The sequence below is a fragment of the Nocardia sp. NPDC050408 genome (genome assembly GCF_044458905.1).
In the GTDB taxonomy this organism is placed as follows: Bacteria; Actinomycetota; Actinomycetes; order Mycobacteriales; family Mycobacteriaceae; genus Nocardia.
Genome location: NZ_JBITIL010000034.1, coordinates 22,116 through 45,916 on the forward strand (window position 1 = coordinate 22,116; position 23,801 = coordinate 45,916).

19 protein-coding genes and 2 tRNA genes are annotated in these 23,801 nt (G+C 64.2%); 12 read left to right on the plus strand and 9 right to left on the minus strand.

Annotation, left to right across the window (positions count from 1 at the left end):
• Positions 1-48 precede the first annotated feature (48 nt).
• Together trxA and ACIBJI_RS40830 are read left to right on the plus strand one after the other, a co-directional pair.
• Positions 49-375 carry a thioredoxin gene (gene trxA, locus ACIBJI_RS40825; RefSeq protein ID WP_062981517.1) on the plus strand — a complete coding sequence of 109 codons (327 nt, stop codon included), beginning with the start codon at positions 49-51 and terminating at the stop codon, positions 373-375.
• 173 nt (positions 376-548) lie between these two features.
• Positions 549-1,745, plus strand: a complete 1,197-nt coding sequence (locus ACIBJI_RS40830; protein ID WP_364350744.1) for an N-acetylmuramoyl-L-alanine amidase — start codon at positions 549-551, stop codon at positions 1,743-1,745.
• Positions 1,746-1,843: 98 nt separating this feature from the next.
• Here ACIBJI_RS40830 and ACIBJI_RS40835 read toward each other — a convergent pair whose 3' ends face one another.
• The 9 genes from ACIBJI_RS40835 to rpmH all read right to left on the minus strand — a co-directional run bounded on the left by ACIBJI_RS40835 (position 1,844) and on the right by rpmH (position 9,765).
• On the minus strand, positions 1,844-2,575 hold the full coding sequence (locus ACIBJI_RS40835; RefSeq protein ID WP_364351112.1) for a GNAT family N-acetyltransferase: 732 nt from the start codon (positions 2,573-2,575) through the stop codon (positions 1,844-1,846).
• A 292-nt stretch (positions 2,576-2,867) separates the two neighbouring features.
• Positions 2,868-3,896, minus strand: a complete 1,029-nt coding sequence (locus ACIBJI_RS40840) for a ParB/RepB/Spo0J family partition protein (RefSeq protein WP_396958506.1) — start codon at positions 3,894-3,896, stop codon at positions 2,868-2,870.
• Between the two features lie 25 nt (positions 3,897-3,921).
• Entirely contained in the window at positions 3,922-4,875 is a 954-nt protein-coding gene (locus ACIBJI_RS40845; RefSeq protein ID WP_397088484.1) for a ParA family protein, read from the minus strand.
• Positions 4,876-6,206: 1,331 nt separating this feature from the next.
• On the minus strand, positions 6,207-6,935 hold the full coding sequence (gene rsmG, locus ACIBJI_RS40850; protein ID WP_364350753.1) for a 16S rRNA (guanine(527)-N(7))-methyltransferase RsmG: 729 nt from the start codon (positions 6,933-6,935) through the stop codon (positions 6,207-6,209).
• A 119-nt stretch (positions 6,936-7,054) separates the two neighbouring features.
• A complete protein-coding gene (locus ACIBJI_RS40855; protein ID WP_364351115.1) occupies positions 7,055-7,573 on the minus strand; it encodes a protein jag in 519 nt (172 codons plus the stop codon).
• Between the two features lie 146 nt (positions 7,574-7,719).
• Complete coding sequence (gene yidC, locus ACIBJI_RS40860; protein ID WP_364350756.1) at positions 7,720-8,814, minus strand: membrane protein insertase YidC; 1,095 nt, start codon at positions 8,812-8,814, stop codon at positions 7,720-7,722.
• 4 nt (positions 8,815-8,818) lie between these two features.
• Positions 8,819-9,172, minus strand: a complete 354-nt coding sequence (gene yidD / locus ACIBJI_RS40865) for a membrane protein insertion efficiency factor YidD (RefSeq protein ID WP_364350759.1) — start codon at positions 9,170-9,172, stop codon at positions 8,819-8,821.
• Positions 9,169-9,600 carry a ribonuclease P protein component gene (rnpA, locus tag ACIBJI_RS40870; protein ID WP_364350762.1) on the minus strand — a complete coding sequence of 144 codons (432 nt, stop codon included), beginning with the start codon at positions 9,598-9,600 and terminating at the stop codon, positions 9,169-9,171. The genes yidD and rnpA overlap by 4 nt, the downstream gene beginning before the upstream one ends.
• A gap of 21 nt (positions 9,601-9,621) precedes the next feature.
• Complete coding sequence (gene rpmH, locus ACIBJI_RS40875) at positions 9,622-9,765, minus strand: 50S ribosomal protein L34 (RefSeq protein WP_083898281.1); 144 nt, start codon at positions 9,763-9,765, stop codon at positions 9,622-9,624.
• Between the two features lie 619 nt (positions 9,766-10,384).
• Here rpmH and dnaA point away from each other — a divergent pair.
• From dnaA to ACIBJI_RS40925, 10 genes are all read left to right on the plus strand, one after another.
• A complete protein-coding gene (dnaA, locus tag ACIBJI_RS40880; RefSeq protein ID WP_364350767.1) occupies positions 10,385-12,367 on the plus strand; it encodes a chromosomal replication initiator protein DnaA in 1,983 nt (660 codons plus the stop codon).
• An 841-nt stretch (positions 12,368-13,208) separates the two neighbouring features.
• Positions 13,209-14,384 (plus strand): DNA polymerase III subunit beta, encoded by a 1,176-nt coding sequence (gene dnaN, locus ACIBJI_RS40885; RefSeq protein WP_364350770.1) that lies wholly within the window; start codon positions 13,209-13,211, stop codon positions 14,382-14,384.
• A gap of 136 nt (positions 14,385-14,520) precedes the next feature.
• A complete protein-coding gene (gene recF, locus ACIBJI_RS40890; protein ID WP_364350773.1) occupies positions 14,521-15,708 on the plus strand; it encodes a DNA replication/repair protein RecF in 1,188 nt (395 codons plus the stop codon).
• 233 nt (positions 15,709-15,941) lie between these two features.
• On the plus strand, positions 15,942-16,502 hold the full coding sequence (locus ACIBJI_RS40895; RefSeq protein ID WP_364350776.1) for a DUF721 family protein: 561 nt from the start codon (positions 15,942-15,944) through the stop codon (positions 16,500-16,502).
• 430 nt (positions 16,503-16,932) lie between these two features.
• A complete protein-coding gene (gene gyrB, locus ACIBJI_RS40900) occupies positions 16,933-18,981 on the plus strand; it encodes a DNA topoisomerase (ATP-hydrolyzing) subunit B (protein WP_364350779.1) in 2,049 nt (682 codons plus the stop codon).
• A gap of 59 nt (positions 18,982-19,040) precedes the next feature.
• A complete protein-coding gene (gene gyrA / locus ACIBJI_RS40905; RefSeq protein ID WP_397088478.1) occupies positions 19,041-21,563 on the plus strand; it encodes a DNA gyrase subunit A in 2,523 nt (840 codons plus the stop codon).
• Positions 21,564-21,602: 39 nt separating this feature from the next.
• Entirely contained in the window at positions 21,603-22,727 is a 1,125-nt protein-coding gene (locus ACIBJI_RS40910; RefSeq protein WP_397088480.1) for a DUF3566 domain-containing protein, read from the plus strand.
• Positions 22,728-22,861: 134 nt separating this feature from the next.
• A tRNA-Ile gene (locus ACIBJI_RS40915) sits at positions 22,862-22,935 on the plus strand.
• Between the two features lie 29 nt (positions 22,936-22,964).
• Positions 22,965-23,072 (plus strand): DLW-39 family protein, encoded by a 108-nt coding sequence (locus tag ACIBJI_RS40920; protein ID WP_364350785.1) that lies wholly within the window; start codon positions 22,965-22,967, stop codon positions 23,070-23,072.
• A gap of 24 nt (positions 23,073-23,096) precedes the next feature.
• A tRNA-Ala gene (locus ACIBJI_RS40925) sits at positions 23,097-23,169 on the plus strand.
• Positions 23,170-23,801: the final 632 nt, after the last annotated feature.

The window sequence follows — 23,801 nt, forward strand, 5'->3', positions numbered from 1 at the left end:
GACCACGGAGGGCCCCCGGAGCGCCGCAATTCAACAAAGGAGATACCCATGTCCGAAAATACGGTCACCGTGACCGACGCGTCCTTCGCCGACGATGTGCTGCTCAGTGAGAAGCCGGTACTCGTCGACTTCTGGGCCGACTGGTGCGGTCCGTGCAAGATGGTCGCCCCGGTGCTGGAGGAGATCGCGGGCACGCACGCGGATAAGCTGACCGTGGCCAAGGTGGATGTGGATGCCAATCCGGGCGTCGCCCGCGATTATCAGATCCTCTCGCTGCCGACTATGATGCTGTTCTCCGGTGGTAAGCCGGTTAAGCAGATTGTCGGAGCAAAGGGCAAAGCCGCCCTGCTGCGTGAACTCGACGGCATCATCTGACGTATTCGTCAAACAACGCCGTCAATCGACGACGCGCCGTAGGATGCCTGGACGCCGGGAATTGCTGTAATCCGGTCCGGGTCTGAGACAATCGACCGACCTCCGGTCGTGCGAGGGTGTGAGCCATCGCATGAGTGGGTACCCGGGTTGACGGAAGGAAAGGGCTCTCACGCATGCACCGACTTCGTCACGGCGATACCGGTCCAGCCGTCGCCGAGGTTCGGAGCACCCTGGCAAGTCTCGGGTTTCTGCATACGCACTCCGCCGCGACAGATCACACTGATGCGCGAGAGTACTGGATGGACACCGACGCTTCGTTCGATCGCCAGCTCGACTCGGCGGTTCGCGCCTTCCAACAGCACCGCGGCCTGCTGGTAGACGGCGTTGTCGGGCCGGCCACCTACCGCGCGCTGAAGGAAGCCTCATATCGCCTGGGTGCCCGCACGTTGATCTACCAGCTCTCGGCGCCGCTCTACGGCGACGATGTGGCAACCCTGCAGCGTCGGCTACAGGACCTCGGTTTCTATGTGCACCGCGTCGACGGTTACTTCGGCCCGCACACCCATGAGGCGCTCACCGCATTCCAGCGGGAGATCGGCTTGGCGGCGGACGGCATCTGCGGTCCGGATACGCTGCGTTCGCTGGAGTTGCTCGGGGCGCGCGTCACCGGCGGTAATCCGCATCGGATCGCCGAGGAAGAGGTCGTGCACCGGGCTGGGCCGCAGTTGACCGGCAAGCGCATCGTCATCGATCCCGGCCTCGGCGGCCCCGATAAGGGCTTCGCAGTGCCTACGGAATACGGCGATGTCTACGAGTCGGAGATCCTCTGGGATCTGGCCAGCAGGCTGGAGGGCCGGATGGCCGCCACCGGCATGGAAACCTTCCTGTCGCGGCCGTGGGGGGCCAATCCGACCGATGCCGAGCGCGCCGATACCTCCAATGCCTTCGACGCCGATCTGATGATCTCGCTGCGCTGTGCGACGAATCCGAGCCCGTCCGCCAACGGTGTCGCGAGCTTCCACTTCGGCAATTCGCACGGTTCGGTATCGATGATCGGCCAGGTGCTCGCTGGCTTCATCCAGCGGGAGGTGGTCGCGCGAACCTCTTTGCAGGACTGCCGAACTCACGCGCGCACCTGGGATCTATTGCGGCTCACCAAGATGCCGACCGTCCAGGTCGATATCGGTTATCTCACAAATGAATACGACGCGACGATACTCGCCAACCCGCGGGTGCGCGATGTGATCGCCGAGGCCATCCTCATCTCGGTGAAGCGGCTGTATCTGCTCGGCCAGGACGATCAGCCAACAGGCACATACACTTTCGCCGAATTGCTCGCGGAGGAACTGGCCGCCGCCGACCGGATGTAGTGAATTACCCTCTGACTCAATAGATTACAAATACTTCCGATACGAGTGCGCCCCAGCCGAAACCGTCGGCAGGGGCGCACTGTTATTGGTCCGGAGCCTCAGGGTGCTCCAACGCGGAACGGGACCGTCAGGGAGGCGGCGGCGAGCAGCTGATCGAGCGCGCGCTCGACATCTTCCTTCCAGCCATGATCGGAGTCGAGCTCCAAACGCAGCCGGGGGAAACGATGATGCGGCGCCACCACTTCGAAGCCCACGTCCTCCAGGAAGTCGGCCTCGATCATGCAGGTCGCCGGCGAACATTCGGTCGCCTTACCGGCCGAGGCCGCGTCCCGGACCGGTGACCCGATCCGCTCCATCAGCCGCATCGAGCCGAGCGAACGATCCGACATCGCGGTCGCCGGGGGATCGGTGCGAATCCCGAAGGCCTCCAACGCACGTACACCACGACGCACCAGATCGGCCACCACAGCCGTCATGAGGCGTTGGGCTATGTCGGCATCCTGATACGGGAATTCGGCCCGCAGCGTGGTCAGCAGGACCGCATCCGGGCTGACCGGCGATGTGGGGAAGAGGCCGGCACGGGGGACCGCGCTCGGTGGCGAATACAGCGCACACCCCGCGATATTGCCGTCCACGTTCGCGACCTGACCGCACGAACCCCACTCCAGCATGACCGTGGACAGCCAAGCCTCCTTCTCGAAGACCGGATCGCTGAACTCACGGGAGGTCGCGGCCACGGCCGGATCGATCTCCCAGAACACGCAACGCCGCGCATGCGCGGGTAACTTGTCGAGCCCGCCGAGGGTTAGTGCTGTGACGCTGGTCGACACCGCTTTGCTCAGCCTCCAGCTATCCGATTCATCCACACTCACGCTGCATTCACTCGCCAGCAAGAATATGCGATCAAAGCGAACCCGCCTCATTCCACGTCGCAGTGTTTGATTGCGGCGTTTCCGGGGCCCTGCGTGGTTACGCAAGCTACCGCCTCCGGGCCCGTCGTTCACGCCGCTGTGATGTTGGTAAGGAGCCGCTCCGTAGGCCGATTTTCTGCGCCGTCACAGTGACGTTTCGACGCCGAACACCCTGCCTACCGGAAACACGCGGCCATTTTTGCCACTTCTGTCACTTACCGAGCTGCTGCTGCTCCATCATGCCCACGATGCGTTCGAGGTCTTCGACCGAACCGAATTCGACGACGATCTTGCCCTTCCGCTTGCCGAGGCTCACGGTGACGCGAGTGTCGAAGGATTCCGACAGCCGCTCGGCCACATCCTGCAAACCCGGCATATGAATCGGCTTGCGTCGGGATGCAGGGGGAGCGGCCTTATCCGGATCCCGGTTCGCCAGGGTGACGGCTTCCTCGGTGGCCCGGACCGACAATCCCTCGGCAACGATGCGGGCGGCGAGTACCTCTTGGGCATCGGCGCCTGCCTCGAGACCGAGCAGCGCACGAGCGTGTCCGGCGGAAAGTACGCCGGCCGCAACCCGGCGCTGCACCGGGATCGGCAGTTTCAACAGGCGAATCATATTCGTCACTACCGGTCGGGATCGACCGATTCGGGCGGCCAATTCCTCATGGGTGACATCGAACTCCTCGAGCAGCTGCTGATAGGCTGCCGCCTCTTCGAGCGGGTTCAGCTGCACCCGGTGGATGTTCTCCAAGAGGGCGTCCCGCAGCATCGCGTCGTCCGCGGTCTCCCGGACAATAGCCGGAATCGCCGCCAGCCCGGCCTCCTGGCAAGCGCGCCAACGACGCTCGCCCATGACGATCTGATACTTGTCCACCCCCGGCTCGAGCCGACGCACCACGATGGGCTGCATCAGGCCGAATTCCTTGATGGAGTGCACCAGTTCGGCGAGCGCCTCTTCCTCGAAGACGTGGCGCGGCTGCTTGGGATTCGGTTCGATCTGCTCGGGCGGGATTTCGCGGTAGGTCGCACCGCCATCCGACAGCTGCTCATCGCTGGGGTCGGGGACCCGATGCAGGAAGGCGGAGGCCGGTTGCGGTCCGATCGGGTCGACACCGATGACGACATTGGCGGCGGCACTGCCGAGTCCGGGTGTGGCACCGAGTCCCGGTGTGGCCGCCGGCCCCGTCGGAATCAACGCGGCAAGTCCGCGGCCTAGCCCGCCCTTCTTCGCCTGAGTCATCGGCTACCGACCCTTTCCTCGTTCGTCACTGCGCGCGTTCCGCCGCACCCGGCCGAATCGCCGTGCGCGCGGCCATTTCGCGACCGGCGTCCAGATAACTCATCGCACCCCGGGAGCCTGGATCATAATCGAGTACCGTCATGCCATAGCCCGGCGCCTCGGAGACCTTCACACTGCGGGGGATGACCGACTTCAGCACCACATCGCCGAAGTGCCCGCGCACCTCCTCGGCGACCTGATCGGCCAACTTGGTCCGGCCGTCGTACATCGTGAGAATCACCGTCGAGACATGTAGTTCGGGATTCAGATGCGCCTGCACCAGACCGATATTGCGGAGCAGCTGTCCGACACCCTCCAGCGCGTAGTACTCGCACTGGATCGGGATCAGCACCTCCTTGGCGGCGACGAGCGCGTTGACGGTGAGCAGGCCGAGTGACGGCGGGCAGTCGATCATCACGTAATCGATGTCGTAGCCGGCGATATTGGCCTCCTGGATGGCGGCCTTGAGTCGCCCCTCCCTGGCCACCATGGAAACCAATTCGATCTCGGCACCGGCCAGATCAATGGTCGCCGGAATGCACAACAGGCGCTCGCTGTGCGGACTCTGCTGAATCGCCTCCCGCACCGACACCTCGCCGATGAGGAGTTCATAACTCGACGGGACACCCGAGTGATGTTCGATGCCCAGGGCGGTGCTGGCATTGCCCTGGGGATCGAGGTCGATCACGAGAACCGTCATCCCGGTATGCGCCAGGGCGGCCGCAAGATTCACGGCAGTTGTCGTCTTCCCGACGCCACCCTTCTGATTGGCGATGGTGATGATCCGTTGCTCGTGCGGTTTCGGCACTGTCACCTTTCCTGGATGCAATATCTGGCTTGCACGTTGGGCTTCGGCCGCTATCGGGGTCTCACTGGGGGAGATGTGCCCGAACGGTGTGCTTCCGAATGCCTCCGCATCCAAGGTGCTGGAGTCCAGCATCCCCGGCACGCGCGACGTTGTTTCCCGTGAAACATTCGCCGGACCGCTCGACATAGACAGCTCCTAACGCGAGAACCTCAGATCACGTGCGCCCGACCGAATTCGGCGCCGTGTCATCACTAGCTGTGTCGGATCGAACTTGATGCTCAATCGGGACCGCGGCGCCCGATCGACCGAGCGGAGCTCCCGCCGCTGCGACACCCACATCCTCCGTGGCACCAACGCTCACGCCCGACGTTCACTAGCTTGCCAGCAGTCAGCGCGATAAGAAAGCTGAATCGCGGCAATGCGCAAAGGACACGCGAATCTGGACCGAATCATGTCGTTGCGAACAAGATTGACGCACCCGACTCGCTGTTTCACATGAAACACGAAGCTCCGGATCAACCCCGGAGTTCGGTTTCACATGAAACATGAAGCTCCGACACCGCGGCTCGGCTTCATATCAAACACGAAGCACCGGACCGACTGACTCGAACTTCGGCTTCACATGAAACACGAACCTCCAGTCCGACACTGCGGTTCCGCTTCGGATGAAACATGAAGCTCCGGACAGGCCCAGCGGTTTGGCTTCACATGAAACACGAAGCACCGGACCGACTGACTCGAACTTCGACTTCACATGAAACACGAACCTCCAGTCCGACACTGCGGTTCCGCTTCGGATGAAACATGAAGCACGCGACCGACACCGCGGCTTGGTTTCACATGAACACGAACCTCCGGACAGGCCCAGCGGTTTGGCTTCACATGAAACACGAAGCTTCGGATCAACGCCCGAGTTCAGTTTCATGTGAAACACGAAGCACCGGACTGACTGACTCGAACGTCGGTTTCATATGAAACGCGAACCTCCAGTCCGACACTGCGGCTCGGCTTCGGATGAAACACGAAGCTTCGGACCAACGCCCGAGTTCGGTTTCACATGAAACATGAAGCTCCGACACCGCGGCTCGGCTTCACATGAAACACGAAGCACCGGACCGACTCGAACTTCGGTTTCACATGAAACGTTGGGGATCGAGACGCGTCCGGCGCCGCATTACAGAATGATCCGGGCGCGCAATTCCAATGGGTTTCCGGAGATTCCGGCGTTACAGCCGATGCGCCTCAGCGTCGGCAGCGCTATCCGAGGGGAACTCGGGGCGGAAGCAGGTTTGCCATGCCCGTCGCTCTCGTGGCGAATGAGCCTCGCGCAATGGGGATCATCGGTTTCCCCATCCAATGGCACCAGGCTCGAATCGTCACGTGAAGTTTGGTGTCGCGGCTACGACAGCATCGGCGCCCAGGCACGCCGTTTCACATGAAACATTGCCGCGAATCGGATAGTGCTACTTCGACTTCCGCGTCGACCTGCCGCCCCGACGGGAGGGACGCTCGGCGCGCGGCAGCCGCTCGGCACTGATCACCAGAGTGGGGGTGGAGACGAGTCCGGCGCCGCACTCCAGCACGGTCGCATTTCCGGCACCCGCCTTAGCCAATGCCTCACCGTCGCGCTCGAGTTCTTCGGCCGCGCTGACTCCCTTCAGCGCGAGCATCCGTCCATGATCACGCAACAGGGGGAGCGACCACTGCGCTAGCTTCGCCAGCGGAGCGACGGCGCGGGAGGTCACCACATCGGCGCCGCCCGCTTCCTTCGTCACACCCGACTGCTCCGCCCGACCGCGCACCACGGTCACATCGAGTCCGGCCGACTCGATGAATTCGCTCAGAAAGATGGTGCGCCGCAAGAGCGGCTCCACCAAGGTGATCCGGAGATCCGGGCGTGCGATCGCCAAGGGGATTCCGGGTAATCCGGCGCCGCTGCCGATATCGACAACCGTGGCGCCCTCCGCCATCAACTCCCCGACCACCGCACAGTTGAGAATGTGCCGATCCCATAGCCTCGGCACCTCGCGGGGACCGATCAGTCCGCGCTCGACACCGGCGGCGGCGAGGGCGGCACAGTACCGACGCGCGAGATCCAGCCGGTCTCCGAAAACCACCGCGGCCGCCGCCGGGGGCTCCAGCTCATTCGGCAACGCGGTGATGCCACCGAGATCTCGTTCCACGTGAAACATCCTTCCGAACTCGAGTCGATCAGTGCGGCGATGGGGCCGGGGGAGGGGAGAGCATCCGAGACATGAAGAGGGCCTCCGGTCCGAAGACCGGAGGCCCTAATCCAATCACAGAGCGCGATTCAGGCAGGCACCACGACGACGTGCCGATTCGGCTCAACACCCTCGCTCTCGCTGCCGACACCGTCGACGGCGGCGACCGCGTCATGCACGATCTTCCGCTCGAACGGAGTCATCGGCGCCAACGGCTCCGGCTTACCGGATTCCAGCACCCGCTGCGCGGCGGCGGTGCCAAGCGCACTCAACTCCGAGCGACGCTTGGCGCGCCAGCCCGCCACATCGAGCATGAGCCGACTGCGCACCCCGGTCGTCTGCTGCACGGCCAGTCGGGTCAGCTCCTGCAGTGCGTCGAGGACCTCGCCGTTACGGCCGACCAGCTTCGAGAGATCGCGGCCGCCATCGATACTCACCACGGCACGGTCGCCCTCGACATCGAGATCGATATCGCCATCGAAGTCGAGCACATCGAGCAACTGCTCGAGATAGTCGCCCGCGATTTCCCCCTCTTCGATGAGAGCTTCCTCAGCATCGTTCGCGGCCTCGGTGGATTCGGCCCCCGCATCGGCTTCGCCGTTCACCATCGTCGTCGTCGCCACAGTGGCGTCCCCTCCGTCGGTTTCAACAGTCATTTGATTTCCTTCATCTGCTCATCGCGCGCGACCGGCGACCGGCGCCGATCGGAGAACGCGAACAGGGTTGCTCAGAGATCCCACAGGCTCGCGATGTGTCAGCGCCGTCGCTTCTGATTGGGTCGCCCGCGATTGCCCGGTCGCTTCTGTCCGCCCGAGCGCCGCTGTCCCGCCTTGGTCGGGGACTTCGCGGTGCCGTTCGTCGACGGTGCCGCGTCGACCGTATCCACGGCATCGGCATTCGCATCGACGGGTGTCTCATCGGCGGGTGACTGCTTCTTCTTGACATTGACCGGCTTCGCACCGGGCTTCGGCGCGTTCTGCGCGCGCTGCTCCAGCTTCTGCTGCTTCTTGACTTCCTCTTCCTTCGCCATGCGGCCGAAGACGAGGTGCTGCTGTCCGTAGGTCCAGATGTTATTGGAGACCCAGTAGAGCAGGATGGCGATCGGCAGGAAGGGACCACCGACCAGCACGCCGAGCGGGAACACCCACAGCGCGAGCTTGTTCATCATGGCCGACTGCGGATTGGCCGCAGCCTCCGGACTCTGCCGGGCAACCGAGGCGCGCGCGTTGAAGTGCGTCGCCAGGCCGGCGATCACCATCAGCGGGATGGAGACCAGCGCGATGCTCAGCTTGGTCGGCACACCGCCGTAATCGGCGAAGGCCTGCAGCTGGCTCGGTGGGCTGGTGATGTAGGCCGAGATCGGGGCGCCGAAGATACGCGCGCTCAGGAAGGACTGGACATCGGTGGCGCTGAAGACGTAGTTCGGCGTGTGCGCATTGTCGTAGGCCGACATGCTGAGCTGGCCGATGCCGGTGCCGGTGCGGTTGAACGAGCGCAACACATGGAACAGACCGAGGAAGACCGGCACCTGCGCCAGAATCGGCAGGCAGCCCATCAACGGGTTGAAGCCGTGATCCTTCTGCAGCTTCTGCATCTCGGTCGCCATCTTCTGGCGATCGTTCTTGTACTTCTTCTGCAGCTCCTTGATCTGGGGCTGGAGCTCCTGCATCTGCTTGGTGGTGCGCACCTGCTTGACGAACGGCTTGTATAGCACCAGGCGCAGCGTGAACACCAGGAACACCACGGCCAGTGCCCAGGTGAGACCGTTGTCCGCGCCGAACGCGAACCCGAAGACCCGATGCCAGAACCAGAGGATCCAGGACACCGGATAATAAATGAAGTCGAGCACGGCTCTATGCACTCCCGTCGTTCGTATCGCCGATCACCGCGCGCGGTGATCCTTTACAAGCGTGTGGCGCCGAGGCCTGCTGGTCGGCGGCTGACTCGTTCCGTTCGCGTTTTTTTCGCTCCGGAACGGGATCCCACCCACCAGGGTGCCAGGGTGCGCATTTCGCCAATCGCACGACCGTCAATCCGAGGCCGACGAACAGGCCGCGAGTGCGTAACGCGGTCACCGCGTACTCGCTACAGGTCGGGGTGAAACGGCACACCGGCAGGCGCATGGGGGAGACATACGTCCGGTAGAGCTCGATCAGGAAGATCACCGTGTTCGCGGGTAGCCGAGCAACGGTGGAGCGCGCACTCATCCCGCACCGGCCACGGTAGCCGATGGACCGACGATATCGAGCTTGCGCAGCGCGCCGCGCAGCTGACGGAGCAACTCTGTCGAGTCGGTGGTCGCGGCGCCGGGCAATGCGCGGATCACGATATCGGCATCGGCGGGTAGCTCGGCGATCACCTGACCGCACATATGACGCAGGCGGCGGGCGACGCGGTGTCGTATCACCGCGTTGCCCACCGCCTTGCTGACAATCAATCCGAACCGCGGACCGCCCACGCGGACCAACGATCCGGCCCCTGCCGCATCGCTTCGTCGTCCACTCGCGCCCATGCTTCCGTCATACCCGTGCACGAGCACGTGTACGACCAGATCTCGCCTCCCGATTCGCTGGCCGCGGCGCACCGTCCGGGAGAAGTCGGCACGATGATGCAACCGATACGGCTCAGGCAACACCCGAGCGTCCGAGAGCGAGGATCAGGCAGTAAGGGACTTGCGGCCCTTGCCGCGACGCGCGGAAACGATGGCGCGACCAGCGCGGGTGCGCATCCGGAGACGGAAGCCGTGGACCCGCGCCCGACGACGGTTGTTCGGCTGGAACGTCCGCTTGCCCTTGGCCACGGTCAACACTCCTCGAGTAGGTGGGCACCGTTCGGCGCCCAAAGTTTGTCGGTGATACGTCTTTGCGCGATGAATCGCGAGGTGGTCATCATCGATGCGCGTCGGTCCTGGCGCACGAGGTCGATACGACCTGCCACGGTCAGCACAGGACCGCCACCGCACCAAGGGGTGACTGTACGAGGGTACTGATCGGCAAAGTGCGGGTCAAACTCGGCCCACCCGTCGCATGGTCTGCTCGGAACGGCTCCACTGAGTCACGCATCCTGGGTATAACCGTGAGTTCGTCCACACCCCTAGCCGTCGGCCGTCGCACCAGCTAAGGCGCGTAGCCAGAAGATTGCTGCAGAACCGCAGGTCCAGGTCGTATAGCGGCGGAGCGCAACCTCGTTTCACATTTCCCCAGGGTTCTCCACATCTGTGGATAATTGTGTGGAAAGACCCCTGGAGTGGCATATTCGTAGGGCCGACGGTGCCACGCCGCCGCCCGGATGGGGGACCCGGGCAGCGTCCGAACCGGTTACGGACGTACGCGGGATCACAAACATCGGCTCATCCATGGCCGATACTCCGCAGGCTCCGACCGTCTGCTCCTATCGCCTACTTCCGGGGAGGAAACTGCATGGACGACGAGCAGAACGTGTTGGCCACCGTATGGCCGGAGGTGGTCGCCGAGCTCACCACCGGCTCGGCCGATGGTGCCATCCCGCCGGTGTCCCGGGCACAGCAGGCCTGGCTCAAACTGGTCAAGCCGCTGACCGTGGCGCAGGGCTTCGCCTTGCTCTCGGTGCCATCGTCGTTGGCCCAGGAGGCCATCGAACGCGATCTGCGCGAACCCATTCTGCGCTCCCTGGGCCGTCGTCTCGGTCCACAGGTCGAGGGCCTCGGCGTCCGGATCGCGGCACCGGCGACGCAGCCGATCGAACGTCCCGGCAACAATCCCCGCCACGCGCGCATGACGAGTCGGCCCGAACGTGGCCGCGACAGCGGGCGCGGGCCGGCCGGTTTTCCCGCACCCGACTATCCCGGACGCAACGACTACGCCCCGCCGCGTTATGCACAGCCCAACGATTATCCGGCGACTCCCGACTATTCGGGCGGACCGGGCTACTCGGCGGCACCCGACTACGAGACCGCGCCCGATTACCCGGGCGCACCGGACTACTTGCCGGTGCCCGGATATGAAGTGGCTGGGGAGTATCCAACCGACGAATACCCGAGCCGTGGCGACTATCCGAGCCAGACCAACGGCGAACGGCCGGAGCACCCGCCCACGCCCCGGCGCGAATCCGGACTCCCGCCGCGACGCGATTCTGTGCCGCCCGGACAGGAGTCACTGTTCAACCCGGAGCCGACACCGGAACCGGTGCGGGCACAGGGCCGCGCGCCGACGCGGGAGGCTGCGCCCCCACGGGATTCCCGGCCGAGCGCTGATCCGGCCATCGCGGCCGCGCACGAATCGGTCCGCGAGCCGCTCTCGGACAACTCACACGACGACGAACCGATCGTCAATGTGCGCAATTCGTGGCCCACCTACTTCACCAAGTCGCAGGAGAATCCGGCACCGTCGAATTCCTCGGCGAGCCTGAATGCGAAGTACACCTTCGAGACCTTCGTCATCGGCGCGTCCAATCGCTTCGCGCACGCAGCCGCGGTCGCGATCGCGGAGGCGCCCGCACGCGCCTACAACCCGCTGTTCGTCTGGGGCGCCTCGGGTCTGGGCAAGACCCATCTGCTGCACGCGGCTGGACACTATGCCCAGCGGCTGTTCCCCGGCATGCGGGTGAAGTACGTATCAACCGAGGAATTCACCAACGACTTCATCAACAGTCTGCGTGACGACCGGAAGGTGGCGTTCAAGCGCCGCTACCGCGAGACCGACATTCTGCTGGTCGACGACATCCAGTTCATCGAGGGCAAGGAAGGTATCCAGGAGGAGTTCTTCCACACCTTCAACACCCTGCACAACGCCAATAAGCAGATCGTCGTGTCCTCGGATCGGCCACCCAAACAGCTCGCCACGCTGGAAGAGCGGCTGCGGACCCGGTTCGAATGGGGACTGATCACCGATGTGCAGCCGCCGGAGTTGGAGACGCGCATCGCGATTCTGCGCAAGAAGGCGCGGATGGACCGGCTCGACGTACCGCACGACGTGCTGGAGCTGATCGCGAGTCGGGTCGAGCGCAATATCCGTGAGCTCGAGGGTGCGCTGATCCGGGTGACGGCCTTTGCCTCGCTGAACGGCCAGCCACTGGATCTGCCATTGGCCGAGGTCGTACTGCGCGATCTCATGCCGGATACCGCGACGTTGGAGATCAATGCGGCGACGATCATGGCCGTCACCGCCGAATACTTCAACACCACGCTCGAAGAGCTGACCGGGCCCGGTAAGGCCCGGCCGCTGGCCCAAGCCCGACAGATCGCCATGTATCTGTGCCGGGAACTAACCGATCTATCGCTGCCCAAGATCGGCCAGGCCTTCGGTCGCGACCACACCACGGTCATGTACGCAGAGAAGAAAGTGCGCAAGGAGATGACCGAGCGGCGGCGCGTATACGACCAAGTACAAGAACTAACAGCCCGGATTAAACAGCGTTCGCGCTGACCCGGTACTAACACCCCGGCACCGCCCCTGACCTGGGGCGGTGCTTTTTTATGCCCTGTGGAGTCCTCGAGGAATTCTTGTGGAATCCTCGAGGAAACTGCGAGTTGTGCACCGGTTCGTCCACAGGTTGTGCGCCTGATCGAGGATCGGTTGCTAACAGGTGTGGAATCAACAGAGTCCACAGCCAACTCCACACACAGGCCTTGACCAGCGATGTCTCGGTCAGCAGCTTGTGGAATCCTCGAGGATTCCATGTGGAGTCCTCGAGGATTCCACGAGCTATCCACGATTCGGTGCACACGTGTGAACAACCTGGTGAATCAGGTGGAACAACTCGAGGAGCACTCGAGGATGAATGAGGAACAACCTCGCAGCTTCCACAACCCCCATCCGTTCATCCTCGAGTCACCCAGTGGTCATCCCCAGCGCACCACGCCCGCAGACCTGCGGATTCGCCCGCAGTCCACAGATTCCACAGTGCCTACTACTACTTCAGTTCTTCTTCTAGAAGATCTCTCTTCAAAACAGGGTGTGTGGAAAGTCGGTCGGGGAGCATCGGCATCCGAGCCACTCGCTCAGACAAGCAAGGAGAAGACGCGGCGACACATCCGCGCGATTCCCCCGTAGCTGTTCTCCTTGCTCGATATTTCGGAGCGCGGATCGTCTTCGCTACACAGAACAACCGGAGGGTCGGGCTAGGTTCAGCTGCTCCGGACGAGTACGGTTCAATGTCGGTCGCCTATGCCAGACTGCAAGGCGGCAGGTACAGCACCCCTTTTTCGAGAATCAACGCTGACGAAGCCGACAGAGATCACGGAACCGGGAGAGGACAGATCGGGCGATGGAGCTGGCGAGTATGAAATTTCGGGTCGCCCGAGAGGATTTCGCCGAGTCCGTTGCATGGGTGGCGCGCAGCCTCCCGTCACGGCCTCCGGTGCCCGTACTCGGCGGTGTTCTACTCGTGGCAGGTGAGGACGGACTCACCGTCTCCGGATTCGACTACGAGGTCTCCGCGCAGATGCGCGTCGCGGCCGAGGTCGCCGGCCCGGGTGAGGTGCTCGTCTCCGGCCGACTGCTCGCGGATATCACCAAGGCGCTGTCCAATAAGCCCGTCGATGTCGCCGTCGAGGGCACCCGCGTGCTGATCACGTGTGGCAGTGCGAAATTCTCGCTGCCGACCATGCCGGTCGAGGACTATCCCCAGCTGCCCGAGGTGCCCCAGCAGACCGGTGAGCTGAGCGTGGATGTCTTCGCCGAGGCGGTCGGCCAGGTCGCGGTCGCCGCTGGGCGCGACGACACACTGCCGATGCTCACCGGTATCCGCGTCGAGATCGAGGGGCCGCAGGTCGTACTCGCGGCCACCGACCGATTCCGCCTGGCGGTCCGGCACATCGAATGGCAGCCGGCCCGCACCGATATCGAGACCTCGGTGCTCATTCCGGCGCGGACCCTGTCGGAGGCCGCGAAAACGCTGGGCCCATCCGACGCTCCCGTGCAGCTTTCGCTCGGCACCGGCGGTGGCGCGGATGGTCTGCTCGGCATCGTGAATGCGGGCCGCAGGACCACCACCCGTCTGCTCGACGCGGAATTCCCCAAGTTCCGGCAATTGCTCCCCAAGGAACACACCTCGATCGCCACCCTCCCGGTCGCCACGCTGACCGACGCCATCAAGCGCGTCGCGCTGGTCGCCGAGCGCGGTGCCCAGGTCCGGCTGGAATTCACCGACGAGGGGCTGCTGCTTTCGGCGGGCGGTGATGACGCGGGCCGTGCCGAGGAGTGGTTGGAGGCCGAATTCCGCGGTGAGGCACTGACAATCGCGTTCAATCCTGGCTATCTCATTGACGGACTCTCCGCGCTGCACGCCGATCGGGTCACCTTCGGCTTCACCACGCCGAGCCGCCCCGCGGTACTGCTGCCCGCGAGCGACGAGGAACCCAAGGTGACGGAGTCGGGTGCGTTCGTGGCACTGGAGAGCGCGTACATCTACCTGTTGATGCCGGTTCGGTTGCCGGGCTGAGCATCGGCGGCGATGCGATTTATCCACAGTTCGTCCACAGGCAGTGGATGGACCACAAGATGTTGTGGTCTGGGTCCGATTAGTCGCCATCAGCGGCGGAAAACGGCGATGACGACGGCCGGAGCGGAGTAGACAGGTGTTCATCCGGACGCTGTCACTGCGCGACTTCCGTTCCTGGGAGCACGCCGAACTCGAATTATCCCCAGGCCGAACGGTTTTTCTCGGGTCCAATGGCAACGGCAAAACGAATCTGCTCGAGGCGGTCGGCTACCTCGCGACCTTGGGCTCACATCGGGTCGCCGCCGACGCACCGATGATCCGGATCGGCACCGATCGCGCGAGGATCGGCGCGACCGTCGTCAACGCGGGTCGCGAACTGCGCATCGATCTCGAGCTGAACCAGGGCGCCGCGAATCGCGCCCAGATCAACCGATCTCCGGTGCGCAGGCCGCGAGAAATCCTCGGCATTCTGCAAACGGTGCTCTTCGCACCGGAGGACCTGGCCCTGGTCCGCGGCGATCCGGGCGAACGGCGGCGCTTCCTCGACGAGTTGTGCACAGCCAGGTTGCCGCGGCTGGCCGCCGTGCGGGCCGACTACGACCGGGTACTGCGACAGCGCTCGGCCCTGTTGAAATCCGCTGGGCGTCAGGCCCGCTCGAAGGCGGAACTGAGCACCCTGGATGTATGGGACGGACATTTGGCGACCCACGCCTCGGTACTGCTCGCCCAGCGGCTGCGCTTGGTCCACGATCTGTATCCCTATCTCGCACAGGCATACTCGTCGATCGCGCCCGAATCACGTCCCGCCGCGATCGGCTACCGCAGCGCGAGCCTGCCGCCGGAATTCCTGGATCCGGCGCGCGCACCGCAGCCCGATGACGTAGAGGCGCTGGAGGCGAATATGCTGCGCGAATTGACGGCGGCTCGGCCGAAGGAATTGGAACGCGGGGTCTGTCTGGTCGGCCCGCACCGCGACGAGCTGGATCTGATGCTCGGCACCGCCCCCGCGAAAGGATTTGCCAGCCATGGTGAGTCGTGGTCGTTCGCGCTGGCGCTGCGGCTGGCGGCTTTCGAACTGCTGCGGGCCACCGGTGTCGAGCCGGTACTGCTGCTCGATGACGTCTTCGCCGAGCTCGATCGCCGTCGGCGTACGGCACTCGCCGAGGTCGCGGCCGGGGCCGAACAGGTGCTGATCACCGCCGCGGTCCCCGAGGACGTGCCCGCGGAACTTTCCGCGGTGCCGCTGCGGGTGGAGACGAACGGCGGTGCGGACGCCCGCATCTCCCAGATCGCCGACACCGAAACTCCCACCACGACCGCCTGATCCGCGCGGCCTATTCGGGCCTGACGTCAGTGGCTCTTTTCGTGCGGCTGCTCTGTAAGATCACCCGCGGATGCAGTGCAACGCCGTGGCTACCAGCGCACGAACTGATTTCGTATGAACATGGGTAACTTGCCGGGTACGGCCAGAACTTGTCGCGCATCCCACCGTCGGTCCGGTGATGAAGATTCGACGCACCTGCGACCGGCAAAAGATTCGGGGAGAGAGGCGGACCGGTGAGCGATCGAACAGCGTCGAATGCTTCCGCATCCGAGCCGGAACCGGAGCTGCGCGGTATCGATCTCGCGCGGCGCGCGCTCGAGGAGGCGCGGGCGGCTGCCAAGGCGAGCGGTAAATCGGTTGGGCAGGGCCGGGCATCGCCGCGTCGGCTGCGCACCGGAGCCCGCCGCCGCACCGGCTGGTCGGGTGCACGGCCCGATGAACGTGACCCGCAACTGCTTTCGAGCCTGACCGGCGCCATCGCGAAGAACCGGGGCTGGTCGGCCAAGGTCGCCGAGGGCATGGTCTTCGGCCGCTGGGCCGGTGTGGTGGGTGAGGACATCGCCTCGCATGCGACCCCGATGACATTGAAGGACGGCGTGCTGAGCATTGCCGCCGAATCCACGGCATGGGCCACCCAGCTGCGCATGCTGCAGGGCCAGATCCTGGCGAAGATCAATGCGGCGGTGGGACAGGGCGTTGTGACGTCCTTGAAGATCACCGGTCCGGCGGCGCCGAGCTGGCGCAAGGGCGAGCGGCACATCAAAGGCCGGGGTCCACGGGACACCTACGGATAAGCGTGTTGCCCGAGGTCGTTCCACGTGAAACGGCCCGGACCGGACAACTGATTTCGGGAGAACATGTAACTCGTCGGGTACGCCCGAGACGCGGCCACATACTCGACCGTCGGCCCTCAGCGAACCCTCGATTCACCTAACGGTCGGCAAAAGGCTCGGGGAGGCGGAATGGCGGACTCAAACCATCCGAAGGCGGAACCGACCCGTGCTCGACCGATTTCTCGCATCCACGGAGCCGTCAGGGGTGTCGTAGGTGCATTGTGGCTTGGGTCTACCAGTAGGATGGTGGGGTAACTAGCGGCGAACCTTCGGCGCGTTCGATACAGCCCGCGCGTGGACCCGTATTTCACGACCAGAATCAGACCGGGGCCCCACGCGTGCTGTCCGACCGCTGCGCCAGGGATCAGCAAGTAAGGAGAGCTACCCACCAGTGGCTGCCAAGGACTCCAACGCAACGGGCTCGACCAACGCGACATCGGGCAAGCAGGACTACGGTGCCTCCTCCATCACGGTTCTGGAAGGCCTGGAGGCGGTTCGCAAGCGCCCGGGCATGTACATCGGCTCCACCGGCGAGCGCGGCCTGCACCACCTGATCTGGGAGGTCGTCGACAACTCTGTCGACGAGGCGATGGCGGGCTACGCCACGAAGGTCGAGGTCACGCTGCTCGCCGACGGTGGTGTCGAGGTCGTCGACGACGGCCGTGGCATCCCGACCGGCATGCACGCCCAGGGCATTCCCACCGTCGAGGTGGTCATGACCCAGCTGCACGCGGGTGGCAAGTTCGACTCCGACTCCTATGCGGTGTCCGGTGGTCTGCACGGTGTCGGCATTTCCGTGGTCAACGCGCTGTCGCACCGGCTCGAAGCCGAGATCGACCACGACGGTTACCACTGGAGCCAGACCTACAAGGACGCCAAGCCCGGCAAGCTCGTGCAGGGTGAGCCGACCAAGCGGACCGGCACGACCATCCGCTTCTGGGCGGATCCGGAAATCTTCGAGACCACTACCTACAACTTCGAGACGGTGGCCCGCCGGCTGCAGGAGATGGCATTCCTGAACAAGGGCCTCACCATCATCCTCACCGATGAGCGGGTGAGCGATACCGACGTCACCGACGAAGTGGTCAGCGAGACCGCCGAGGCGCCGAAGCACGCCGACGAGCAAACGCCTGCGCCCGCGCACAAGGTGAAGACCCGCACCTACCACTACCCCGGTGGGCTCGAGGACTTCGTCAAGCACATCAACCGGACCAAGCAGCCCATCCACAACTCGGTGGTGAGCTTCACCGGCAAGGGCACCGGCCACGAGCTCGAGGTCGCCATGCAGTGGAACTCGGGTTACTCCGAGTCGGTGCACACCTTCGCGAATACCATCAACACCCATGAGGGCGGCACCCACGAGGAGGGCTTCCGCGCGGCGCTCACCACGGTGGTCAACAAGTACGCCAAAGACAAGAAACTGCTCAAGGACAAGGACGGCAACCTCACCGGTGACGACATTCGCGAGGGCTTGGCCGCGATCGTCAGCGTGAAGGTCGGCGAGCCGCAGTTCGAGGGCCAGACCAAGACCAAGCTCGGCAACACCGAGGTGAAGTCGTTCGTGCAGCGCACCTGCAACGAGCACCTCTCGCACTGGTTCGAGGCCAACCCTGCCGACGCGAAGACCATCGTGAACAAGGCGGTCTCCTCGGCACAGGCCCGGGTCGCGGCCCGCAAGGCGCGTGAGCTGGTGCGGCGCAAGAGTGCGACCGATCTCGGTGGCCTGCCCGGCAAGCTGGCCGACTGCCGGTCCAAGGATCCGAGCAAGTCCGAGATCTACATCGTGGAGGGCGACTCCGCCGGTGGTTCGGCGAAGTCCGGCCGCGACTCGATGTACCAGGCGATCCTGCCGCTGCGCGGAAAGATCATCAACGTCGAGAAGGCGCGCATCGACCGCGTGCTCAAGAACAACGAAGTTCAGTCGATCATCACCGCCTTCGGTACCGGCATCCACGACGAGTTCGACATCAGCAAGCTGCGCTACCACAAGATCGTGCTGATGGCCGACGCCGACGTGGACGGCCAGCACATCTCGACCCTGCTGCTGACGCTGCTGTTCCGGTTCATGCGGCCGCTGGTCGAGCACGGGCACGTCTATCTGGCGCAGCCGCCGCTGTACAAGCTCAAGTGGCAGCGCTCCGATCCCGAGTTCGCCTATTCCGACAAGGAGCGCGACGGTCTGCTGGAGGCCGGTCTCGCGGCGGGCAAGAAGATCAACAAGGACGACGGCGTACAGCGCTACAAGGGTCTCGGCGAGATGAACGCCAAGGAGCTGTGGGAAACCACGATGGATCCATCGGTGCGGGTACTGCGCCTGGTCACCCTGGATGACGCCGCGGCTGCCGACGAACTGTTCTCCATCCTGATGGGCGAGGACGTCGAGGCACGCCGCAGCTTCATCACCCGAAATGCCAAGGACGTTCGCTTCCTCGACGTGTAGCCGACGTGAATTGCGCTGCGCGAAGGCCGATTCCACGTCCGCTATAAGGAGATCTCCAGATGACTGAAACAACGCTGCCACCGAACGGCGGAGCGGGCGACCGGATCGAACCGGTCGATATCCAGAACGAGATGCAGAACAGCTACATCGATTACGCGATGAGCGTGATCGTCGGCCGCGCGCTGCCCGAGGTGCGCGACGGCCTCAAGCCGGTGCACCGCCGGGTGTTGTACGCGATGTACGACAACGGCTATCGGCCCGACCGCGGTTATGTGAAGTCCGCCCGTCCGGTCGCCGAGACCATGGGTAACTATCACCCGCACGGCGACTCGTCGATCTACGACACCCTCGTGCGCATGGCGCAGCCGTGGTCGCTGCGCTATCCGCTGGTCGACGGCCAGGGCAACTTCGGTTCGCGGGGCAATGACGGCGCGGCCGCGATGCGCTACACCGAGTGCAGGCTGACCCCGCTCGCGATGGAGATGCTGCGCGAAATCGACCATGAGACGGTCAATTTCATCCCCAACTACGACGGTCGCTCGCAGGAGCCGACCGTGCTGCCGAGCCGGGTGCCCGCCCTGCTGATGAACGGCAGCAACGGCATCGCGGTCGGTATGGCCACCAATGTGCCGCCGCACAATCTCAACGAGCTGGCCGAGGCCATCTACTGGGCGCTGGAGAACTACGAGGCCGACGAGGAATCCACCCTCGCCGCCTGCATGGAGCGGGTGAAGGGGCCGGACTTCCCGACCTACGGCCTGATCGTCGGCGGCCAGGGCATCCACGACGCTTACACCACCGGTCGCGGTTCGATCCGGATGCGCGGTGTCGTCGAGATCGAAGAGGACAATCGCGGTCGCACCACGATCGTCATCACCGAGCTGCCCTACCAGGTCAACACCGACAACTTCATAAACTCGATCGCCGAGCAGGTGAAGGACGGCAAGATCGCGGGTATCTCGGATATCCACGACGAGTCCTCCGACAGGGCCGGCATGCGCATCGTGGTGACCGTCAAGCGGGACGCGGTCGCCAAGGTCGTGCTGAACAACCTCTACAAGCACACCCAGCTGCAGACCAGCTTCGGCGCCAACATGCTCTCCATCGTGGACGGTGTGCCGCGCACGCTGCGCCTGGATCAGATGATCCGGCTCTACGTCGAGCATCAGTTGGAAGTCATCGTCCGGCGCACCCGTTACCTGCTGCGCAAGGCCGAGGAGCGGGCCCACATCCTGCGCGGCCTGGTCAAGGCACTGGACGCGTTGGACGAGGTCATCGCGCTGATCCGGCGCTCGGCCAACACCGACACCGCGCGCACCGGCCTGATGCAGCTGCTCGATATCGACGAAATCCAGGCCACCGCCATCCTCGACATGCAGCTGCGGCGCCTCTCGGCCCTGGAGCGGCAGAAGATCGTCGACGAATTGGCCAAGATCGAGGCCGAGATCGCCGACCTCAAGGACATTCTCGAGAAGCCGGAACGCCAGCGCGCGATCGTGCGCGACGAGCTGAAGGAGATCGTCGAGAAGTACGGCGACGAGCGGCGCACCAAGATCGTGGCCAACGACGGCGATATGGCCGACGAGGACCTGATCGCCCGTGAGGACGTGGTCGTCACCGTGACGGAGACCGGCTACGCCAAGCGCACCAAGACCGACCTGTATCGCAGCCAGAAGCGCGGCGGCAAGGGCGTGCAGGGTGCGGGCCTCAAGCAGGACGATATCGTCAAGCACTTCTTCATCAGCTCCACGCACGACTGGCTGCTGTTCTTCACCAATAAGGGCCGGGTGTACCGGGCCAAGGCCTACGAATTGCCCGAGGCCAGCCGGACCGCGCGCGGTCAGCACGTCGCGAACCTGCTTGCGTTCCAGCCAGATGAGAAGATCGCCCAGATCATTCAGATCAAGGGTTACGAAGATGCGCCCTATCTGGTGCTCGCCACCAAGAACGGCCTGGTCAAGAAGTCGAAGCTGTCCGACTTCGATTCCAACCGCAGCGGCGGCATCGTCGCGGTGAATCTGCGCGATGACGACGAATTGGTCGGCGCCGTACTGTGCTCGGCCGATGACGATCTGCTGCTGGTGTCGGCGCGCGGTCAGTCGATCCGCTTCTCCGCCACCGATGAGGCACTGCGTCCGATGGGTCGGGCCACCTCCGGTGTGCAGGGCATGCGATTCAATGCCGACGATGAACTGTTGTCGCTCAATGTGGTTCGCGCCGACACCTATCTGCTCGTCGCGACCTCCGGTGGTTACGCCAAGCGGACCGCGATCGAGGAATACACCCCGCAGGGTCGTGGCGGTAAAGGCGTATTGACTATCCAATACGACACCAAGCGTGGCACCCTGGTCGGTGCGCTCATCGTCGACGACGAGGATGAGTTGTATGCGATCACGTCCGGCGGTGGCGTAATCCGGACGGCGGCGAAGCAGGTTCGTAAGGCTGGACGACAGACCAAGGGCGTGCGATTGATGAACCTCGCCGATGGCGATACGTTGCTTGCTATCGCGCGCAATGCCGACGAACCCGATCCTGATTCGATCGTCGGCGGAGACGGCGACACCGGTTCCTCTGAGCAGTAACCCCATAGCGGCGGCAACGAACGGATCTAAGGATTCCCATTGACCACGAATCAGCCGAACGACGAGCGGCACCAGACGAACGGTGTAACCGAACGGATCGCACCGTCACCGATTCCGCCGCGGCCGATCCCACGGCCGGTCGCATCGGCCGAGAACGGCCAGCCGAGTGGCCCGCAGGGAGGGGCCCAGCCGCACGAAATGCACAGCCAGCAAGGCGAAGTCGCGTTCAAGGCGCCGGAGCCGAGCTCGGGTGCGGACGGGCCGGAGGCATTCGATCAGCGGGCGGCTCGGCCGGGTAACTCCGGCGAGTCGGCCGCGCCGGCGCCAGGCGAGCGCTCGGCATCGAACGGCGGTGGCCAGTCGCCCTTCCAGGAGGGCTGGTCGCAGCTGCCGCAGCGGGAGCCGCAGTCGAACCTGTACCGTCCCGGACAGTCGCCGGTAACCGGTCGCCCGAATTCCACCAGTGGTGGACTCGGCGGTGGTGGGCTCAACAGTGGTGGTGGGCTCAACAGCGGCGGTGGCGGCGGCGGGGGTGGTGGCCTCGGCGGTGGCGGTCTCGGTGGCGGCAATGCCCGCACAACAGCGGATCTCGCGGCCAAGGCGGCGCGCAAGGAAGCGGCGATGGTGAAGTCCGTCGGCATCGACGGGCCGACCCGCAGCATCGCTCGACCGGAACTGATCAAGGACATGCCGGACCTGTCCGAGATCCGGCACCCGCTGCCGGTCGAGACCCCGGCGGGTCCGCAGGCCACACCGGTCTCGCCCGCGGTTCCGGTCGCAGTCGCGGCGGCCGTCGCCTCCGGTGAACCATTGCGAGCCACGGTGCAGATCCGCCGGATCGACCCATGGTCGACGCTGAAGATCTCGCTGGTGATCAGCGTGGCCATGTTCTTCGTGTGGATGCTCGCGGTCGGTCTGCTCTACATCGTGCTCGAGGGCATGGGTGTGTGGGAGCGGCTCAACAGCACCTTCACCGATATGGTCTCCTCCGACAGCGGCTCAGTAGGGTTGGTCGATGCCGGTTCGGTATTCGGCTATGCGGGTGTCATCGGTCTGATCAATGTGGTGCTTTTCACCGCATTGGCGACCGTCGGCGTCTTCATCTACAACCAGTGCTGCGACCTCGTCGGCGGCATCCAGGTCACCCTGGCCGACCCCGATTAGAACAATGTCCACACGGCCGGTCGTTGTCCTCACACAGGGCGGTGACCGGCCGTTTTGGTCATCGGCGGGCGGGTAAGGTAATCTCGTGCCTCGGTTCGGTTAGCAGCTTCGGCGGGTATCCGAACAGGAAATAAGGGCCTATAGCTCAGGCGGTTAGAGCGCTTCGCTGATAACGAAGAGGTCGGAGGTTCAAGTCCTCCTAGGCCCACTCCCGAACATCACAGTAGGGTGGGAATCATGAAAATCCTTCTCACGGTCAGTGTCGTTGTCGCGGTTCTCATCGGAATCACCAAGCTGCGCAAGCGCGACGATGCGGACCTGTGGCACGAAGTCACCACCCGCTGAACTGTCTTCGGACAGTAGGGATTCGGGGCCTTAGCTCAATTGGCAGAGCACTGCCTTTGCAAGGCAGGGGTTAGGGGTTCGATTCCCCTAGGCTCCACAAACTGGGAGGCGAGTGCTCGCGGAGAGCGCTCGCTTTTGTTTGTTCCGCGTATTTTTTGGGGGCGAAGCCCCCAAGCCCCACCCCGGAGGGGGCTTCGCCCCCCGGGACCCCCCACGTGCCTGGATCGCTTGCATAGGTGATGCGCTGTGTCTCGGACCCGGCCTGGATCGCTTGCATAGGTGATGCGCTGTGTCTCGGACCCGGCCTGGATCGCTTGCATAGATGACGGGCTGTGGCCCCGGACCCGGCCTGGATCGCTTGTACAGATGACGGGCTGTGGCCCCGGACCCGGCCTGGATCGCTTGTACAGATGACGGGCTGTGGCCCCGGACCCGGCCTGAATCGCTTGTACAGATGACGCGCTGTGTCTCGGACCCGGCCTGGCTTGCATTCCAGTTGCCGTACCGAGGGCGGGGGCCTCATACCTGATTCGCGTGACCGGATGCCGCGCGCTGCCCCTTGGTTGTGGTTGCGTGAGAGGGAGTGCCTCGGCGCTTGATGCGCGCATTGGGTGACCGGGCCCGGGCAGGAGGGCTAGGGCGTGTTTCATAAGTGCTGAGGGGTGATCGCCGCCGTCGTGATTGCGGCTGAAAGTCGTTGCCGGGGTGGGTGTGTCGATGCCGTGAGAT

Coding starts and splice junctions, on each gene's coding strand:
- dnaA (WP_364350767.1), top strand. CDS start 10,385: ATGGACGACGAGCAGAACGTGTTGGCCACCGTATGGCCGGAGGTGGTC.
- trxA (WP_062981517.1), top strand. CDS start 49: ATGTCCGAAAATACGGTCACCGTGACCGACGCGTCCTTCGCCGACGAT.
- ACIBJI_RS40830 (WP_364350744.1), top strand. CDS start 549: ATGCACCGACTTCGTCACGGCGATACCGGTCCAGCCGTCGCCGAGGTT.
- ACIBJI_RS40840 (WP_396958506.1), bottom strand. CDS start 3,896: ATGACTCAGGCGAAGAAGGGCGGGCTAGGCCGCGGACTTGCCGCGTTG.
- gyrA (WP_397088478.1), top strand. CDS start 19,041: ATGACTGAAACAACGCTGCCACCGAACGGCGGAGCGGGCGACCGGATC.
- ACIBJI_RS40845 (WP_397088484.1), bottom strand. CDS start 4,875: ATGCTGGACTCCAGCACCTTGGATGCGGAGGCATTCGGAAGCACACCG.
- dnaN (WP_364350770.1), top strand. CDS start 13,209: ATGGAGCTGGCGAGTATGAAATTTCGGGTCGCCCGAGAGGATTTCGCC.
- yidD (WP_364350759.1), bottom strand. CDS start 9,172: ATGAGTGCGCGCTCCACCGTTGCTCGGCTACCCGCGAACACGGTGATC.
- ACIBJI_RS40920 (WP_364350785.1), top strand. CDS start 22,965: ATGAAAATCCTTCTCACGGTCAGTGTCGTTGTCGCGGTTCTCATCGGA.
- ACIBJI_RS40855 (WP_364351115.1), bottom strand. CDS start 7,573: ATGGTGAACGGCGAAGCCGATGCGGGGGCCGAATCCACCGAGGCCGCG.
- rsmG (WP_364350753.1), bottom strand. CDS start 6,935: ATGTTTCACGTGGAACGAGATCTCGGTGGCATCACCGCGTTGCCGAAT.